General features: G+C 69.3%; 16 protein-coding genes and 1 pseudogene. All 17 read right to left on the reverse strand.

Annotation, left to right across the window (positions count from 1 at the left end; translation table 11 throughout):
- Positions 1–9 precede the first annotated feature (9 nt).
- The 17 genes and pseudogenes from AC1DJH_RS13570 to AC1DJH_RS13650 all read right to left on the reverse strand — a co-directional run bounded on the left by AC1DJH_RS13570 (position 10) and on the right by AC1DJH_RS13650 (position 16,342).
- Positions 10–1,512, reverse strand: coding sequence for a TolC family protein (locus AC1DJH_RS13570; RefSeq protein ID WP_478186045.1), 1,503 nt, complete (start codon positions 1,510–1,512; stop codon positions 10–12).
- A gap of 77 nt (positions 1,513–1,589) precedes the next feature.
- The gene (locus tag AC1DJH_RS13575; RefSeq protein WP_435484432.1) at positions 1,590–2,021 is read right to left on the reverse strand and encodes a hypothetical protein; all 432 of its coding nucleotides are present in this window, start codon (positions 2,019–2,021) and stop codon (positions 1,590–1,592) included.
- A gap of 24 nt (positions 2,022–2,045) precedes the next feature.
- A complete protein-coding gene (locus AC1DJH_RS13580; RefSeq protein ID WP_435484431.1) occupies positions 2,046–2,324 on the reverse strand; it encodes a hypothetical protein in 279 nt (92 codons plus the stop codon).
- Positions 2,321–3,328, reverse strand: coding sequence for a glycerophosphodiester phosphodiesterase (locus AC1DJH_RS13585; RefSeq protein WP_435484430.1), 1,008 nt, complete (start codon positions 3,326–3,328; stop codon positions 2,321–2,323). The genes AC1DJH_RS13580 and AC1DJH_RS13585 overlap by 4 nt, the downstream gene beginning before the upstream one ends.
- The gene (locus AC1DJH_RS13590) at positions 3,325–3,933 is read right to left on the reverse strand and encodes a DUF1439 domain-containing protein (RefSeq protein WP_435436415.1); all 609 of its coding nucleotides are present in this window, start codon (positions 3,931–3,933) and stop codon (positions 3,325–3,327) included. The genes AC1DJH_RS13585 and AC1DJH_RS13590 overlap by 4 nt, the downstream gene beginning before the upstream one ends.
- Before the next feature lie 97 nt (positions 3,934–4,030).
- Entirely contained in the window at positions 4,031–6,631 is a 2,601-nt protein-coding gene (locus tag AC1DJH_RS13595) for an ATP-binding protein (RefSeq protein ID WP_478186046.1), read from the reverse strand.
- A 118-nt stretch (positions 6,632–6,749) separates the two neighbouring features.
- Positions 6,750–7,715, reverse strand: coding sequence for a M14 family metallopeptidase (locus AC1DJH_RS13600; RefSeq protein ID WP_435484427.1), 966 nt, complete (start codon positions 7,713–7,715; stop codon positions 6,750–6,752).
- 8 nt (positions 7,716–7,723) lie between these two features.
- Positions 7,724–8,704: a Bug family tripartite tricarboxylate transporter substrate binding protein gene (locus tag AC1DJH_RS13605; RefSeq protein ID WP_478186047.1), complete on the reverse strand. Its 981-nt coding sequence runs from the start codon at positions 8,702–8,704 to the stop codon at positions 7,724–7,726.
- Between the two features lie 97 nt (positions 8,705–8,801).
- On the reverse strand, positions 8,802–9,695 hold the full coding sequence (locus tag AC1DJH_RS13610; protein WP_435484425.1) for a LysR family transcriptional regulator: 894 nt from the start codon (positions 9,693–9,695) through the stop codon (positions 8,802–8,804).
- Positions 9,696–9,729: 34 nt separating this feature from the next.
- On the reverse strand, positions 9,730–10,227 hold the full coding sequence (locus AC1DJH_RS13615; RefSeq protein WP_478186048.1) for a GNAT family N-acetyltransferase: 498 nt from the start codon (positions 10,225–10,227) through the stop codon (positions 9,730–9,732).
- A gap of 275 nt (positions 10,228–10,502) precedes the next feature.
- Positions 10,503–11,009 carry a P-loop nucleotide/nucleoside kinase family protein gene (locus AC1DJH_RS13620; RefSeq protein WP_478186049.1) on the reverse strand — a complete coding sequence of 169 codons (507 nt, stop codon included), beginning with the start codon at positions 11,007–11,009 and terminating at the stop codon, positions 10,503–10,505.
- 178 nt (positions 11,010–11,187) lie between these two features.
- Positions 11,188–11,967 carry an amino acid ABC transporter ATP-binding protein gene (locus AC1DJH_RS13625; protein ID WP_435436421.1) on the reverse strand — a complete coding sequence of 260 codons (780 nt, stop codon included), beginning with the start codon at positions 11,965–11,967 and terminating at the stop codon, positions 11,188–11,190.
- Positions 11,951–12,604, reverse strand: coding sequence for an amino acid ABC transporter permease (locus tag AC1DJH_RS13630; RefSeq protein ID WP_435436422.1), 654 nt, complete (start codon positions 12,602–12,604; stop codon positions 11,951–11,953). Before AC1DJH_RS13630 ends, AC1DJH_RS13625 begins: the two co-directional genes overlap by 17 nt.
- Before the next feature lie 27 nt (positions 12,605–12,631).
- Entirely contained in the window at positions 12,632–13,294 is a 663-nt protein-coding gene (locus AC1DJH_RS13635) for an amino acid ABC transporter permease (RefSeq protein WP_435436423.1), read from the reverse strand.
- Between the two features lie 15 nt (positions 13,295–13,309).
- A complete protein-coding gene (locus AC1DJH_RS13640) occupies positions 13,310–14,110 on the reverse strand; it encodes a transporter substrate-binding domain-containing protein (protein ID WP_435484422.1) in 801 nt (266 codons plus the stop codon).
- Positions 14,107–14,904 carry a GntR family transcriptional regulator gene (locus AC1DJH_RS13645; protein ID WP_478186050.1) on the reverse strand — a complete coding sequence of 266 codons (798 nt, stop codon included), beginning with the start codon at positions 14,902–14,904 and terminating at the stop codon, positions 14,107–14,109. The genes AC1DJH_RS13640 and AC1DJH_RS13645 overlap by 4 nt, the downstream gene beginning before the upstream one ends.
- A gap of 97 nt (positions 14,905–15,001) precedes the next feature.
- Positions 15,002–16,342: pseudogene (locus AC1DJH_RS13650) on the reverse strand (MFS transporter).
- Positions 16,343–16,344: the final 2 nt, after the last annotated feature.

A 16,344-nucleotide genomic window follows, 5' to 3' on the forward strand; every position in this document is an offset into this window, starting at 1 on the left:
GCGGGGGGCTCATTCGGCGGGCCCTCCTGCCGATGTCGCTGTCTGCAGCGCCGTCATGCCGCCAGGCGAACTGCCCGTGAGCACCAGTTGCAGGTCGGTATCGGCCAGCCAGAAATCGCGCTGGGCCTCGATGCCCGCGTTCACCGCGAGCATGCTGGCGCGCGTTTCGCCGAGCAGCTCCCACACGCTCGCGAGCATGCCGTTGTAGCGCAGCACCATCTCCTCGTTGACCTGCTTGCGCAGCGGCAGCACCTCGTCGCGGTAGCGCCGGGCGATGGCATAGGCCGTGTTCCAGCCCTGCCAGGCTTCGCGCGCCTCGCTGGCGGCCAGCACCCCCACGTTGCGCACGCGCGCGGCCGACTGCAGGTACAGCGCCTCGGCGCGGCCGTTGCGGGCCTGGCCCCAATCGAAGAGCGGAATCGGCACATCGAGCTCGAAGCCGCGCTGCGTGCGGCGAGAGCGCTCGGGCCTGTTGTCGAACTTGCTGTTGCGCGCCACGCCGAGTTCCATCGCGTTGACGACGCTCGTGGCGTGCGTGAGGCCCAGCGCGCCGGCCACGGCCGTGTTCTGCGCCTGCGCCGATCGCACGTCGAGCCGGTCGCGCAGCGCCAGCGCCTGCACGTCGCCGAGTTCGGGCGCGGCCTTGGGCAGCGGTGGCAGGCGGTCGGGCAGGGCGTAGCGGGTGCGCTCGCCGCTCAGGCCCAGCAAGCGGTTGAGCTGCTCGCGCGAGGCGACCGCGGCCTGTTCCGCGCGCGCGAGCTGCGCCGCCGCATCGGCCAGCAGCAGCTGTTCGCGCGTGCGCTGCAGCGCGCTCCAGTTGCCGGCCTGCGCCATGCGGTGCGCGAGCTCGGCGCCGGCTTCGGCGGCCTCCTTCGCGTCGCGCAGGTACACCACGCTCTGCTGCGCGGCCACGGCGCGCACCCAGGCGCGGCGCGTGTCGGCGGCCAGCAGCAGCACGCTCTGCGCGGCCTGCAGCTTGGCCGACTCGTGCCGCTCGCCGGCCCAGCGCGCCTGCCACGGCAGCGTGAGCAGGCCGACCACGTTGAAGCTCAGCAGGCGGTCGATCTCGCGCTCGCTGCCCTCGGTGAGCCGGCTGAAGGCGAACACCGGGTTCGGCAGGCTCGCGGCCTGCACGCGGTCGGCGTCGCTGAGCTGCAGCGTGGCAAAGGCGTCCTGCACGCGCGGGCTCTGGACGAGCGCGATGCGCACGGCGGCCTCCGCGTCGAGCGGCGTGGCGAGCAGTTCGTCCACGCGCTTTTGCGAGGCCGCGTCGGGCGTGCGCTGGGCCGTGGCGCCCGCCATGAGCGGGTTGCCGCCGACTAGCGCCTGCACGTCGGCGCTGCCGCCGTCCGGCGACAGGCTCGCGCAGCCGGCCAGCACCGACGCGGCAGCCAGTGCGGCGGCCGATTTGACGAACGAAATACCTGGTTTACGCTTGCCAGGCTTGCGTATGTTGCTATTTTTTGTATAGCAACGGATGCCGGCCGACGGCCAGCCAATGAAGGGGTTCACGCTCGATCTCCATGAGCAATACGACCAACGCCGCGAGCCGGGGCGGGCTCACTGCGGACGGACCACGGGCAGGGAGATCAGGAAATGGGTGGCTTCAGGCCCTGGGCGGGCTCTGCGCTGGCGAAGCGGCTGGCATGTGCGGCGGGCGGCGCCTGGGGCGCGCTGTGCACGGTGTCTACAAGGGGCATGCCGCCGAGCGCCACCGTGTGGCAGACCTGGCAGGCGGTGCAGGTGCCGCAGCCCTGGTGGTCGGCACCGGCGTTGTCGTGCGTGTCGTGCGTGGCGTGAGCAAGGGGATCGGGCATGTCGGTGCCCGCGCTCATCTGCATGGCCATGCCGCTGTGGTCACCGGCTTCCATCGCTTCATGGCAATGGGCTTCGGTGGCGGCGCCGGCCACCGAAACGGCCTCGGGCAGCGAGTGCTTCGCCATCTCCATCGCCATCGCGTCGCCCAGCCAGCCGCGAATGGGCAGCAGGGCGATCATGAGGGCGAGCAGCAGGGTGCGCATGGGGCCGGATGATAAGCGCGGGTGCTAAGCCACCAGCTGGCCGCGGGCCTTGTCCACCCACACCTGCAGGTTGTCGAGCAGGTCCTTCTGGCTGAACGAGCAGCTCTCCTCGCTGAACAGCGCGCTCGACTCCAGCCGGTCGAGCAGGTTCAGCAGCACCTCGCCGTAGCGCGGGGGCAGGGCGGCCAGCAGTTCCGCGCTGGCGCGGGCCTCGTTCGACAGGGTGGTGACCGAACCGCCGCCTTCCTTGCGCAAGGTCGCGATGCGCGCGGCGAAGGCGTCGAGTTGCTGCGCGGCGCTCATGGCGTGTTCTTTCCGGGTGGCGGCAGCGACAGCTCGCGCTCGCGCATCAGGTCGCGCAGCACGTCCGGGTAGTCGGTGATGAGGCCGTCCGCGCCCCAGTCCATCAGCCGCAGCATGTCGGCGCGCTCGTTCACCGTCCAGGGCAGCACCTTCAGGCCGAGCTGGTGCGCCTGCCTGATGACGGCGGGTGTCAGGTCGGCGTAGGCCGGCGACCAGGTCAGCGGGCCGTTCGCATTGCCTGCCGCGGCCTTCACCATCTGCGGCACCGAGGCGAAGCTCCCCGTGTCCAGGCCCGCCGTCCATCGGCTGTCCTTCAGCGTGCGGGCGGTCGTCAGGTAGGCGCGCGGCAGCTGCGGCGCAAGCCGGCCGACCAGCGCCAGCGTGCGCCAGTCGAAGCTCTGCACGGTCACCCGGCCGGCCATCCCGGTCTTGTCGATCTCGGCGAGCAGCGCGCGCACCATCGGCTCGGGCGCTGCGGTTTCGTCGGGCTTGGTGGGGTCGATCTTGGTCTCGATGTTGAAGTGCACCGTGGCCGCGTTCGCGCCGCGCGCCTGCACCCGCGCGAACAGCGCGGCCAGCGTGGGAATGCGCTCGCCGTCGCGCGCGCGCTGCAGCGCGAACTGCTTGCCGTAGTTGCTCGACGGGTTCAGGCGGCCCACGTCGTAGGTCTGCAGCTGCGCCAGCGTGAGCGAGCGGATGGCCGCGCCGCTCTTCGGCGCGAGCCAGGCGCCGCTGGCGTCGCGCGTGTGGTCGGGGTTGAGCGAGGTGTCGTGCGAGATCACCACCACGCCGTCGGCCGTGAGTCCGATGTCGAGCTCCAGCGTGTTCACGCCCAGGTCGATGGCATTGTCGAACGCGGCCAGCGTGTTCTCCGGCGCCAGCCCGCGGCCGCCGCGGTGGGCTTCCAGGTCGAAGTGCTGTCGGGCGGTGGGCGCGATGGCCGCGCAGCCGGCAACGGCCAGGGCGGCAGCGAGAAGGCCGGCGGCCAGGGGTGCGTGTTTCATTTGAGCTGGACCTTGATCCCGTTGTCTTGCACCGTGATGTCGCCGATCTCGTAGGTCTTGCGTCCGACCGTGAGCTCGTCGGCCGTGAAGCTGCGCAGCACCTGGCCCTGCAGCAGCTCCTGCGCCACCACCGCGGCCACGCGCTGCAGCCGCTCGGCGTCGCGGCCCTCCACGCCCTGCAGCTCGAGCCGTTCGGCCTTGGGCTGGTCCAGGCGCAGCGCGCGGGTGGCCGCGTCGTATTTCAGCGCGCTGCTGACCGACACCAGGCCCTGCACCGGCGAGGCCGCGAGCAGCGGGCTCGCGATGGTCAGCGTGGCGCTGACGGTTGCGCGGTTGGCGGCAGCGTCCAGGCCCAGCTGCGGCTCGCGCAGCCCGACCATGAAGATCTCGGCATAGCGCTCGGCCACCGGAAAGCGCTTGGCGATCTGCGCCTGCAGTTCGTCGCGGGTGGCGGTGTATTCGCTGGTGAAGAAGTTGAAGCCGGCCAGCGCCGCGAACGGCGCCTGCAGCGCCGCCGCGCCCAGCAGCGCGCGCAGCACCGTTCGGCGCGAGGACGGGGGCGAAAGGTGCCGGGAAGGCGAAGAGTGGAAGTGGCGGAGGTTCATACGGTGGGCGAGCTTGCCACAGCCCCGTGCGGGCCGGTGCGTTCACGGAAACGGCGCCTCGGCGGGGCTGTGGGTTGCGGGTTCGGGTTCGGGTTCGTCAACGCTCGATCATCTCCTGCACCTTGGCGGTGAGCGCCGCCACGTCGAAGGGCTTGGTGATCACTTCCATGCCGAACTCCAGCAGGCCGTTGCCCACCGCGGCGTTTTCCGCATAGCCGGTGATGAACAGCACCTTGAGGTCTGGCCGGCTCACGCGCCCCGCGTCGGCCACCTGGCGCCCGTTCAGGCCGCCGGGCAGGCCCACGTCGGTCAGCAGCAGGTCGATGCCCGCGTCCGACTGCAGCACCCGCAGCGCGGCGGCTCCGTCGGCCACCGAAATGACGCGGTAGCCCGCGTCCTCCAGCTCCTCGGCCACGATGGCGCGGATGGTGGCTTCGTCTTCCACCACCAGCACCACCTCGCCTTCGCCGCGGTGGTCGGCCACCGGCTGCATCAGCGGCGAGTCTTCCTCGGCATCGCCGACGAAGCGCGGCAGGTACAGGCACATGGTCGTGCCCTCGCCGGGCTCGGAGTAGATGCGCACCTGGCCGCCCGACTGGCGCACGAAGCCGTACACCATCGACAGGCCCAGCCCGGTGCCTTGCCCCATGGGCTTGGTGGTGAAGAAGGGGTCGAAGGCGCGCGCCGCCACCTCGCTCGACATGCCCGTGCCGGTGTCGGTGACGCACACCGAGATGTACTGCCCCGGCGGCAGTTCGCGCTGCGCCGCGGCGCGGTCGTCCAGCCACTTGTTGGCGGTCTCGATGGTCAGGCGGCCGCCGTGCGGCGACATCGCGTCGCGCGCGTTGATGCACAGGTTGAGCACCGCGTTCTCCAGTTGAGAGGCGTCGACCCGCGTGAGCCACAGCCCGCCCGCGCCCACCACCTCCACCTCCACCGACGGGCCGACCGTGCGGCGCACCATCTCCTCGATGCCGCCCACCAGCCGGTTCACGTCGGTGGGCTTGGGGTCGAGCGTCTGGCGGCGCGAGAAGGCCAGCAGCCGCTGCGTGAGCGAGGCGGCGCGCCGCACCGACTCCTGCGCCATGCCGATGTAGCGGCCCGCGTTGTCGAACTTCTGCAGCTGCAGGCGCTTTTCGAGCACCTGCAGGCTGGTGCTCATGCCGCCCAGCAGGTTGTTGAAGTCGTGCGCGATGCCGCCCGTCAGCTGGCCGATGGCTTCCATCTTCTGCGCCTGGCGGAACTTGGCCTCCACCTCCATCAGCTCCTGCGTGCGCTCGGCCACCTTGCGCTCGAGCGATTCGTTGGCCTCGCGCAGCGCCGCCTCGTTGCGCACGCGTTCCGCGGCGGTGCGGGTGCGGCCCGCCACCTCGCGCATGAAGTCGCATTCCTCGCTCGTCCATTCGCGCACCTGCACGTGGTTGACGAACAGCACCGCCACCAGCCGGCCGTGCTCCACCACCGGCATGTTCATGAAGGCACGGGCATGGCGGGCCTCCAGCGCGTCCACTGCGGCGCAGGTGCGCTCGTCCAGCCGCACGTCGGGCACGTTCACGAACCGGTCCTGCTTGAGGTCTTCGACGAAAGAGCCGTAGTCGCGCAGGTTCAGCACCCCGGCGAGCGATTCGCACTCGGGCGAGTGCCAGTCGCGCTCCACATGCAGGGTGTCCGCGTCGTGGTCGACGGTGCCGTAGCCGGCGCGGCTCACCTGGAGCGTGTCGGCCAGGATCTCGGCCGCCGCCAGGGCGACGTCGCAGGTGCTGTGGAGCGAGCGCAGCCTGTCGGTGAAGCGCGCGAGCGCCTCGCGCCGGCCTTCGGCAGCCATCCGCGCGGTGACGTCGATGCCCTCCACGAAGATGCCGACCACCTCGCCCAGCGCGTCGCGGATCGGCTGGAACACGAAGTCGACGTGCCGCTCGTGCACCGGCCCGTCGGCCTCGACCTGCACGTCGTACCGGGCGCCGTGGGCCGTGAACGCCTCGCCGCTGCGGTATACCGTGTCCAGCAGCGCCACGTAGCCCTGCGCGGCCGCGTCCGGCAGCGCCTCGGCCACCGGCAGGCCGATCAACGGGCGGTTGCCCACCAGCCGCAGGTAGCCGGGGTTGGCCAGCACCACACGGTGCTCCGGGCCTTCCAGCATGGTCATGAAGCTGGGCGCCTGCTCGAACAGCTGGGCAAAGCGCTGGCGGTCGTCCTGCAGCCGGCGCTCCGCATGCACCTTGGCGGTGTTGTCGATCACCAGCGCCCACACGCCGACCGGCGTGCCGGTGTCGTCGAGCAGCGGCGAGTAGTTCAGGTTGATCCACACCTGCTCGGGATTGCCGCGGCGGTTGAGATGGAATTCCTGGTCCTGGTAGCCGAGCGCATGGCCGGCCAGCACGACCTTCATCACGTGGTCGTTGAAGGCCGCCGCCTCTTCCCAGGCCTCGCGCACCTTCATGCCCAGCAGTTGCGGATGCCGCAGGCCGGAGAACGCGGCGTAGGCGTCGTTGTAGACCATCACGCCCTGTTCGCCCCACAGGGTGGTGATGGGCACGTCCGACCTGAGCATGATGGCGATCGCGGCGCGCATGTGGGCGGGCCAGCCGCCGATGGGACCGAGGCTGGTGCGGCCCCAGTCGAAGCCGGCGATCCGCCCTGCCATTTCCCCGCCGCCCGCCAGAAAGGGGTGGGCCGTTGTCGATGTGTCACTGAACATGCGCGCTGCTTCCTGATCGCCTGAACCTGTTTCGCCGCCAGCCGGAAAAGCTAGCAGAACTCAGGCGCGAAAACGGTCGGACAACAGCGCCACAGCGGCGCGGAACCGCGCTGTTCGTTCAGAGCGCGCGGCGGCGCGCGTAGCGCACCACCGTCACGCCCGGCTTGGCCTGGCGCGTGGAGGGCATCACCAGCACGCAGTCGTCGTACGGCGTGGCCACGGGCTCGCCGTCGTTCCAGCCGATGACGGTGCCGGCCTGGGCGATCACTTCCAGGCCGGTGAAGGGCTTGGCGAAGCGAAAGTCCTCGCTGCGCGCGACCACCGGGCCGGTCACGTCCAGCGCCCATTGGCGCGGCGCGTCGGGCTGCAGCCAGCCCGGCAGCGCCTGTGCGATGGCCGCGTCGTCGAGCGTGCCGGCCGCGCGCAGGAAGCGCGCGCACTGGTCCTGCGCCACGGTGCGGCTGGCCGGGTCGCCGTGGAAGCCGCATTCGACGAGCAGCGCCAGCGCGTCGGTGGCCGGGTCTGCATCCGGCGCGCCGAAGCGGCCGAAGTCGCGCATGCGCACGCCGTCCTTGTGGCCTGCGTCGATCACGATGTGCTCGGGGCTGCGCAGCTGCCGCGCCAGTGCCAGGTTGCGCGGCTGCACGCCGGTGAGCGTGAGCGGCGCGGAGGGTTCGTGCATCGAATGCAGGTCGAGCAGCCAGCCGGCCTGCGCCACGTGCGGCTGCAGCGCGGCGGCGCGGCGGCGTTCGCGCGTGCCGCCGGCTTCGAGCCGGTCGGCCGACCACTGGCGGTTGAGGTCTTCGTCCGTGAAGCGCGAGGCGTCGGCGTCGGCGGGGTCGAAGCTGTCGAAGGCCTCCAGGTTGCACAACGCCAGCGTCAGGCTGCCGCGCTGCGGGCGCACGCCGGCTTCCAGCAGGCCCTTGAGCGCCCAGGCGCCGCAGACCTCGTTGCCGTGCACCAGCGCGCTGATCATCACGCGGCGCCCGGGTTGACCCGAGTCGAAATGCCAGACGCCTTCGGTGCCGGTGTTGCCGGCGCGCCAGGCCGAAATGTCGGGCGCGGGGAGTTCGAAATTGGACACGGACAAGCTCATTCCTTGATGTTGGCGAATTGCACGATGTTGCGGTATTTGCTGGTTTCGGTGACGAGGAAGCGGTCGATGTCCAACGGTGCCAGTGGGACGACCGAGCTGGTCGCTTCCATCTTCCTGCGGAAGTCGGGCGATTGCAGCGTCTCGTCCAGCGCCTTCTTCAGGCGCGCCAGCACCGGCTCGGGCAGCCTGGCCGGGCCCATCAGCGCGAACCACACGCCGATGTCCATGTTCTTGAGCGCCGGGGTTTCATTCAGCGCGGGCAGGTCGGGCGTGATGGCGGAGCGCTTGGCCTCGGTGGTGCCCAGCGCCACCAGCTTGCCGCTGCGGATGTAGGGCAGGGCGCTGGACAGCACGAACATGCCGAAGTCGATGTTGCCGCCCATCAGGTCGTTGGTGAGCGGCGCCACGCCGCGGTAGGGCACGTGCGTCATGGCCACGCCGCCCTGCTGCTTGAGCATTTCGCCGGCCAGGTGCAGCGAGGTGCCCACGCCCGAGCTGCCGTAGCTGTACTTGCCGGGGTTCTTCTTCAGCAGCGCGAGCAGTTCGCCCGCGTTCTTCACGCCCGATGCCGGCGTGGCCACCAGCACCAGCGGCTGCGAGGCGACCAGGCCGATGGCTGTGAAGTCCTTCGGCTCGTAGCGCACGCTGGCGTTCACCAGCCTGGTGATGGCGATCTCGTTGTTGGCGCCCAGCAGCAGCGTGTAGCCGTCGGGTGCCGCATTGGCCACCTTCTGCGCGCCGATGGCGCCACCGGCGCCGCCGATGTTGTCCACGATCACCGGCACGCCCAGGCGGTGCGACAGCTCCACGCCCAGCGCGCGCCCGGTCAGGTCGGTCGAGCCGCCCGGCGGGTAGCCGACCACGAGCGTGATGGGCCTGGCGGGGTAGGTGTCGGCAAAGGCGGGCGCGCTGGCCGATGCGGCCAGGCTGCACAGGGCCAGGGCAAGACAGGAAGAGAAAGCACGGGAAAGTCGCATCGTGGCCTCGTTGTTGTAGTGAGTCCGCGAATTCTGCGAAGCCGCACCCCGCTTGGTGGTGCCATGCTGGCACCGATCCGTGCCGATTGGGCTCCGGTCAGCGCGCCGCCATGGCGCGCCACACGTCCTCGGCCAGCGGGCCCAGCCGGCGCTTGGGGCGGTACATCCGCACCTCGAAGTGCACTTCCATGCGCCGCCCGCCCACGGGCACCAGCAGGCCGGCCTTGCAGTCGGCCTGCACCATCGACCACGGCAGCCATGCCACGCCCAGGCCGCGCAGCACGTATTCGTACAGCGCGTCGGCCGAATCGCATTCGATGCGGCGCTTCAGGCGCGGCGCCTGGGGGTTGTTGGCGAGCAGGTCTTCCACCAGGCGCCCCATGGCCAACGTGCGCACGTAGGAAAGAAACGGCACGTCGCCCGGTGCGTCGAAGCTGTGCGTAGGCTGCCCCTGCGCGTCGGCGCGCGACACCGGCACCAGCTTGTCGGACGCCACGGTGACGTGCGAGAACTGCCGACCGTCGAGCCGAAAGGTGAGCGCGGAGTGATGAAAGATCAGCGAAAAGTCGACCTCGTTGTGTTCGAGCATGCGCACCGTCTCGGCCAGTGCGCCGGTCAGCACGCGCACCTCGCCGCCGCGCAGCACGGGCTGCAGCCGCACCAGCCAGTCGGCCATCACGGTACGAGCGAGCGTGCGGCCGGTCACGACCGTGACGGTGCGGGCCTGGCGGCCGGCCACGCTTTGCATCTCTTCGCGCGAGCTCTCCACGCCGCGCACCATCTGGCTGGCGTTTTCCAGGAAGCTCTCGCCCGCGGGCGTCAGCGCCACGGGCGAACTGCCGTGCTCCACCAGTGCCGTGCCCGCCCACGACTCCAGCGCGCGGATGCGGCGGCCGAAGGCGGGGTGCGTCACATGGCGCAGCTCGGCCGCGCGGGTGAAGCTGCGCGTTTGCGCCAGCACGATGAAGTCTTCCATCCACTTGAATTGCATGGCGCGGGTGTGGGGTGTGTGCGTGTCGCCGGAGTCAGTTGCCGAGCGGGCTTGCCGCAAGCTCGTAGCGCGCGAAGCCCCGTTCGGCCTTGTGGATCACGCTGTGCAGCGAGAAGCCGAAGCGCTCGTACAGCGCGCGCAGCGGGGCGCGGTCGGCCACGCAGTCCAGCCGCAGAAAAGGGCGGCCCAGGCTGCGTGCGCGCTCCAGGGCGAAGTCCAGCAGCTGCACCGGCACACCGTGGCCCGCCCACGCCCGGCGTACCGCGAGCTTGTGCACGTACAGCGAGCTGCCGCTTTCGATCTCGGGCCAGAAGTAGGTGTCTTCAAGGTCGAGCCGCACGACGCCGGCCACCTCGCCGTTCTTGCGCGCGATGAAGTAGCCGCCGGCGTCGGTGTCACGCTGGATGCGTTCGAGCGCAACGTCGACAGCCGACCACAGCGGACGGCCTTCGGCGGCGATCCACTGCGCGGCTTCGTTCAAAACAGCCGCGACGGTGGCGGCTTCTTCGGGGCGGGCTTGTTCTATTTGCATCTGGTTCGAGCATACCGATGACTGTTGCTGGCCGCTGCGTTCGAGTGGGGCTTGTGTTCTTGCTGCCGTTGTTCTGGGCGCTGCTGTTCAGGGCGAGTGCACAGGCCGCCGGGTGCTCCCCTCCGCGAATGTCCCCCGGCCTGCGGCCTCCTCCTTTATTTCGCTGCGGGGAGCACCCGACGCCCTGTGCACTGGACACGCTGCGGGTGCGCCCCGATCAACGGCCGCCCTGAACAGCCGCCCTTCGCACAACGCATCGCACAACGCAAAGCGTTTCAACCGTGCTGCACCACCTCGAACCCTTCAGCCTCGGACGGGGGAGCGAAGTGGCTGGTGATCAGGTCGAACTGTGCGTCCGTCGTTTCGAAGGGGTGTTCCCCACTGGCATTTCGCGCACGCAGTCGCTCCTTGCAGACCGCGTCGGGCACGTCCAGAAAGTGCAGCCGGTGGGCCACGCCGGCCGCCTCGAAGATGCCGCGCATCCAGCTTCTGCCGCTCACGGTGTTGGCGGGAAAGTCGAGCACCACGGACACGCCGGCACGCAGCAGGGCGCAGACGTGGTCCGCCATGACCTTCTTCAGCCGGCCCGACGCTCGAACGTAGTCAGGCAGTTCGCGGATCTCGCCGGGGTACAGCGCGGCGAGCCAGGTGTCCTCGCTGATCAGCACGGTGGCGGGCGCTTCGGCGAGCTGCCGCGTGAGCGTCGATTTGCCGGCGCCGATCTTGCCGCAGACCATGTGAAGCACGGGGGTGGGTGTGGGTGTGGGCGATTGCAATGTCATCTCCTGGTGAGTCGGTTTGGAAAAGAACCCCAGGAAACGAAAAAACCCGCCTCGTGGGGCGGGTCGTGTGGCGTGTACTTGTGGAACCGCGCGCTAACCCACCATCTTTCGAAAGGGGCGAATCATCGACGCGGTGTGCAGGCAGGCCATGGGCCGAGGATAGCCCAACGCGGCCGCCTCAGTCATGCAGCGACGACAGGAACTGCTTGAGCTCCGCCGTCTGCGGGTTGCCGAACACATCCGCCGGCGGCCCCATTTCGTGCACGCGGCCCTGGTGCATGAAGATCACGCGGTCGCTGACCTTGCGCGCGAAGCTCATCTCGTGCGTGACCATCAACAGCGTCATGCCTTCGTCGGCCAGCGACTCCACCACGCGCAGCACCTCGCCCACCAGCTCGGGGTCCAGCGCCGATGTGATTTCGTCGCACAGCAGCACGGCCGGCTCCATCGCCAGCGCGCGGGCGATGGCCACGCGTTGCTGCTGGCCGCCCGACAGTTGTTCGGGCATGGCGTCGAACTTCTCGGCCAGGCCCACGCGCTCGAGCAGCTTGCGCGCCTGCGAGGCGGCTTCCAGGCTGCCGCGCTTCTTCACCAGCGTGGGCGCGAGCATCACGTTCTTGCCGACGGTGAGGTGCGGGAACAGGTTGAAGCTCTGGAAGATCATGCCCACGCGCTGGCGCAGCTCGCGCATGGCCATGGCGCTCTCGTGCAGCAGCGGCTTGCCGTCGACCGTGAGCGCGCCTTCCTGGAACACCTCCAGCCCGTTGATGCAGCGCAGCAGCGTGCTCTTGCCCGAGCCGCTCTTGCCGATGATGGCGATCACCTCGCCGCGCTTGACCTCCAGGTCGATGCCCTTGAGCACCTCGTTGGTGCCGTAGGACTTGCGCAGCGCGGTGATGCGCACGATGGGGGCGCCCACCGAGGTGGCGGGTTGTTGCGGTTCAAGCACGGCGGCCATGGGTTTTCCTCTCGAGGGTCTTGGCGTACAGGCTCACGGGGAAGCACAGCACGAAATAAAGCAGGGCCACGCAGCTGAACACCACGAAGGGCTTGAAGGTGGCGTTCGAAATCATGCTGCCGGCCTTGGTGAGTTCGACGAAGCCGATCACCGACGCCAGCGCCGTGCCCTTGATGACCTGCACCAGGAAGCCGACCGTGGGCGCAATGGCGATCTTCACGGCCTGCGGCAGCACCACGTGGCGCATCTGCTCGCCGAAGCTCAGGGCCAGGCTGCCCGAGGCTTCCCACTGGCCTTTCGGGATCGAGGCCACGCAGCCGCGCCAGATCTCGGTGAGGAACGCGCTGGTGTAGAGCGTGAGCGCCACGCTCGCCGCGGTCCACGCCGACACGTCGATGCCGAACAGCGCAATGCCGAAGTAGGCCAGGAACAGCTGCATCAGCAGCGGCGTGCCCTGGAAGAGCTGCACGTACAGGCCCACGGCCTTGTTCGCGATCTTGCCGCCGCGCAGCCGCAGGAACAGCAGCAGCCCGCCCACGATGCCGCCGCCGATGAAGGCAATGAGCGAAAGCACGACGGTCCAGCGCAGCGCCAGCAGCAGGTTGCGCAGGATGTCCCAGAGAGAAAAATCAGACATGGTGACGGGGCTCCGGTGTGCAGTCGGTCAGCGGCCGAAGAAGAACTTCGGCCCGGCCCAGTCGAGCAGCCGGCGCAGCGCGACCGACAGCGCCAGGTAGATCAGCGTGGCGATGATGAAGGCCTCGAACGCGCGGAAGTTGCGGCTTTGAATGAGGTTGGCCGCGTAGCTCAGCTCCTCGGTGGAGATCTGCCCGCACACCGCCGAGCCCAGCATCACGATGATGATCTGGCTCACCATGGCGGGCCACACCTTCTTCAGTGCCGGCGGCAGCACCACGCGCAGGAACACCTGCGCCTTGCTCAGCGCCAGGCTCACGGCCGCCTCGATCTGCCCCTTGGGCGTGGCCTCGATGCCGGCGCGGATGATCTCGGTGGAGTAGGCGCCCAGGTTCATCACCATCGCGATCACCGAGGCCACCTCCGGCGAGAGCTTGACGCCCGCGGCCGGCAGCCCGAAGAAGATGAAGAACAGCTGCACGATGAAGGGCGTGTTGCGGATCAGCTCCACATAGGTGCCCACGACGAGCCGCAGCCAGCGCGGGCCGCCCGAGCGGGCCCAGGCACAGAAGGTGCCCACGATCATGCCCAGCACGGTGCCCACGGCCGTGAGGCCGATGGTCCACGCCACGCCGCGCAGCAGCAGCGGCCATTCGGCGAGCACCGCTCCGAAGTCGAATTCGATGTTCATGGCCGCGTCGGTCGATCAGACCGGCAGGTCGCCGGCGGTGCGGCCGAGCCACTTCTTCGCCATTGCGTCGATGGTGCCGTCCTTGCGCGCGGCGGCGATGATCTCGTTGACCTTGGCCTTCAGCTTGTCCTCGCCCTTGGCGATGCCGACGAAGCAGGGGCTGTCTTTCAGCAGCAGCTTGTACTCGGCGTTGAGCTGCGGGTTCTTCTGCATCATGTCGCCCGCGACGGCGGCGCTGGCGGCCAGCGTCTGTGTCTGGCCCGAGACGAAGGCGGCGATGGTGGCGTTGTTGTCCTCGAAGCGCTTGTAGTCGAGCGTGGCGGGCGCGACCTTGGCGAGTTCCTGGTCTTCCATGGCGCCGCGCGTCACGGCCACGGTCTTGCCGCCCATGTCGGCAAAGGTCTTGATGTTCAGGCTCTTGGCGGCGAACACCGCCTGGAAGAAGGGCGCGTAGGCCGACGAGAAGTCGATCACCTTCTCGCGCTCGGGGTTCTTGCCGAGCGTGGAGATGACCAGGTCGGCCTTCTTGGTCTGCAGGTACGGAATGCGGTTGGCGCTGGTCACGGGCACCAGCTCGATCTTCACGCCCAGCTTGGCGGCGATGAGCTCGGCCATTTCCACGTCCAGGCCCTGCGGCTTCATGTTCTTGTCGACCGAGCCGTAGGGCGGGTAGTCGGTGGGCACGGCGATCTTGATGGTCTTGGCCTTGAGCACGTTGTCGAGTGCGTTCTGGGCGTGCGCAGCGCCCGTGGCGGCCAGCATGGCGACCGAGGCCAGTGCGAGCGCGAGGTGGCGTTTGGACGAAGAGAAGGTCATAGCAGGGCTCCTAGGTAAGTCGAAGAATCGGATTCGGAATCGGAAGGAAGGGATGCGGCACCGGCGGCCTTGCGGCGCCTGGGCTTCGGTGACGCGGCGGCGTTGGCGTTGGTGTTGTGCAGCGGCGCCAGCGCGTCGCGCAGCTGCGCGAGCGGGTCGGTGGGTGCCTGCACGCGCAGGGCCGACTGCACCGTGCCGATGTGCACGCCCATCAGCGCCTCGGCGGCGGCGTGGTCGCCACGCTCCAGCGCGGCGACGATCTGCACGTGGTCTTCGCACGACTGCACCGCGTCGTGTGTGGACTGGTAGAGCATGGCAATCAGCGTGGTGCGCGCCGTGTAGTCGCGCAGCGTGTCGGCCAGCAGCGTGTTGCCCAGGCATTCGGCCAGGCAGACATGGAAGTCGCCCAGCAGGAAGCTGCGGTTGCCGACGTCGCTTTCTTTCAGTGCGGCTTTTTCCCGCTGAAGGTGCGCCTTCAGTTGGCGCAGCGCGGATTTTTCGATCTTTCCGGTGCGGCCCGCGCTTCGGATGAGGCCCAGTTCGATGACGTGGCGGGCCTCGAAGGCTTCACGCGCCTCGTCCTGCGAGGGCTCGATGACGAACCAGCCGCGCCGCGCGCTCACCGTGACGATGCCGCGCGCCGCCAGGCGGGTGAGCGCCTCCCGCACGATGGTGCGGCTGCAGTCGAACAGCATGGCCAGCTGCTGCTCGCCCAGGCGCGAACCCGGCGCGAGCTTTTGCGCCATCACCGCTTCGACGATGCGTGCACTGATTTCGGATGCGGAGATGGCCATGGTCCTGCATATCAGCAGCTTCTGTGCCAACTGGTATGCAAGATGTGTGCACCGAAATGGAACACGGCCCCGATTCCGGGGCCTTGAACGGGTGCGCTCAGCGCGTCGTTCGGCCCAGCGCGCTCGCCGGCATGGCCACGAGCATGAGCAGGGCCGACAGCACCAGCGCGCCGCTCAGCACATACAGGCTGGCCGTGAACCCGCCCGTGAGGGTCTTGAGCGCGCCGACCATCATGGGCGCCACCAGCCCCGCGCTGCCGCCGATGGTGCTGATGAGCGCAATGCCCGCCGCCGCGGCGCTCTTCGACATGAAGGTGCCCGGCACCGACCACAGCACGGTGAAGGCGGCGGAAATGCCCATAGACGCCAGCGCCAGGCACAGCACGGCGGCCAGGGCGTTGTGCATGAACAGCGTGGTCAGCGCCAGCCCGGCCGCGCCCACCGCCGCGCTCAGGGCGAAGTGCCAGCGGCGCTCCTTGCGCCGGTCCGAATGCCGCCCCACGGCGATGTTGGCCGCGATGCCCGCCAGCGCCGGAATGACCGCTTAGAAACCGATCTGCAGCACGCTGAGCCCCATCGACTTCAGGATGGTCGGCTGCCAGAACGAGAGCGCGTAGATGCCCAGGATGATCAGGAACGACATGAAGCCGATCAGCCACACCCGGGCGTCGCGCATCGCCGCGCCGAAGGTGTGGCGCTCGGCGGCGCCGTTCGCGGCCTGGTCCTCGGCCAGCAGGCGCGCCACGCGCTGCTTTTCCGGGGCGGACAGCCACGCGGCCTGCGAAGGGCTGTTCGACAGCCAGCGGAAGGCCGCGATGCCCAGCAGCACGCTCGGAATGCCTTCCAGCAGAAAGAGCCACTGCCAGCCGCGCAGCGACAGCATGCCGTCGAGGTACGTCATGGTGAGCCCGGCGATCGGCCCCGCCACGATGGGCGCAGCGCCGAAGGCCATGAAGAACAGCGCCGTGGCCTGCGCGCGCCGGTGCGACGGGAACCACAGCGTCAGGTAGAACAGCACGCCCGGCGCGAAGCCGGCCTCGAACACGCCGATGAGAAAGCGAAGCACGTAGAACTGCGTGGGCGTGGTCGCGAACATCATGGCCGCCGACGCCAGCCCCCACAGGCCCATGATGCGCAGCAGCGTCGCGCGCACGCCGATCTTCGCGAGCATCAGGTTGCTGGGAATCTCGAACACCGCATAGCCGATGAAGAAGATGCCCGCGCCCAGGCCGAACACGGCGTCGCTGAAGCCCAGCTGCTCCTTCATCTGCAGCTGTGCATAGCCGACGTTGGTGCGGTCCAGGTAGTTGAGCACGTAGCAGGCGCACAGCAGCGGCATCAGCCGCCAGGTGATCTTGCGAAAGAGCGCGGCGTCGTCGCTGGCGGTGGCCGAGGCCGGCGGGCGCGCCCCGGTGTGCTCGAGGGTGGCGGTGTTCATGG

It is taken from the genome of Variovorax sp. 10N412 (assembly GCF_056394985.1).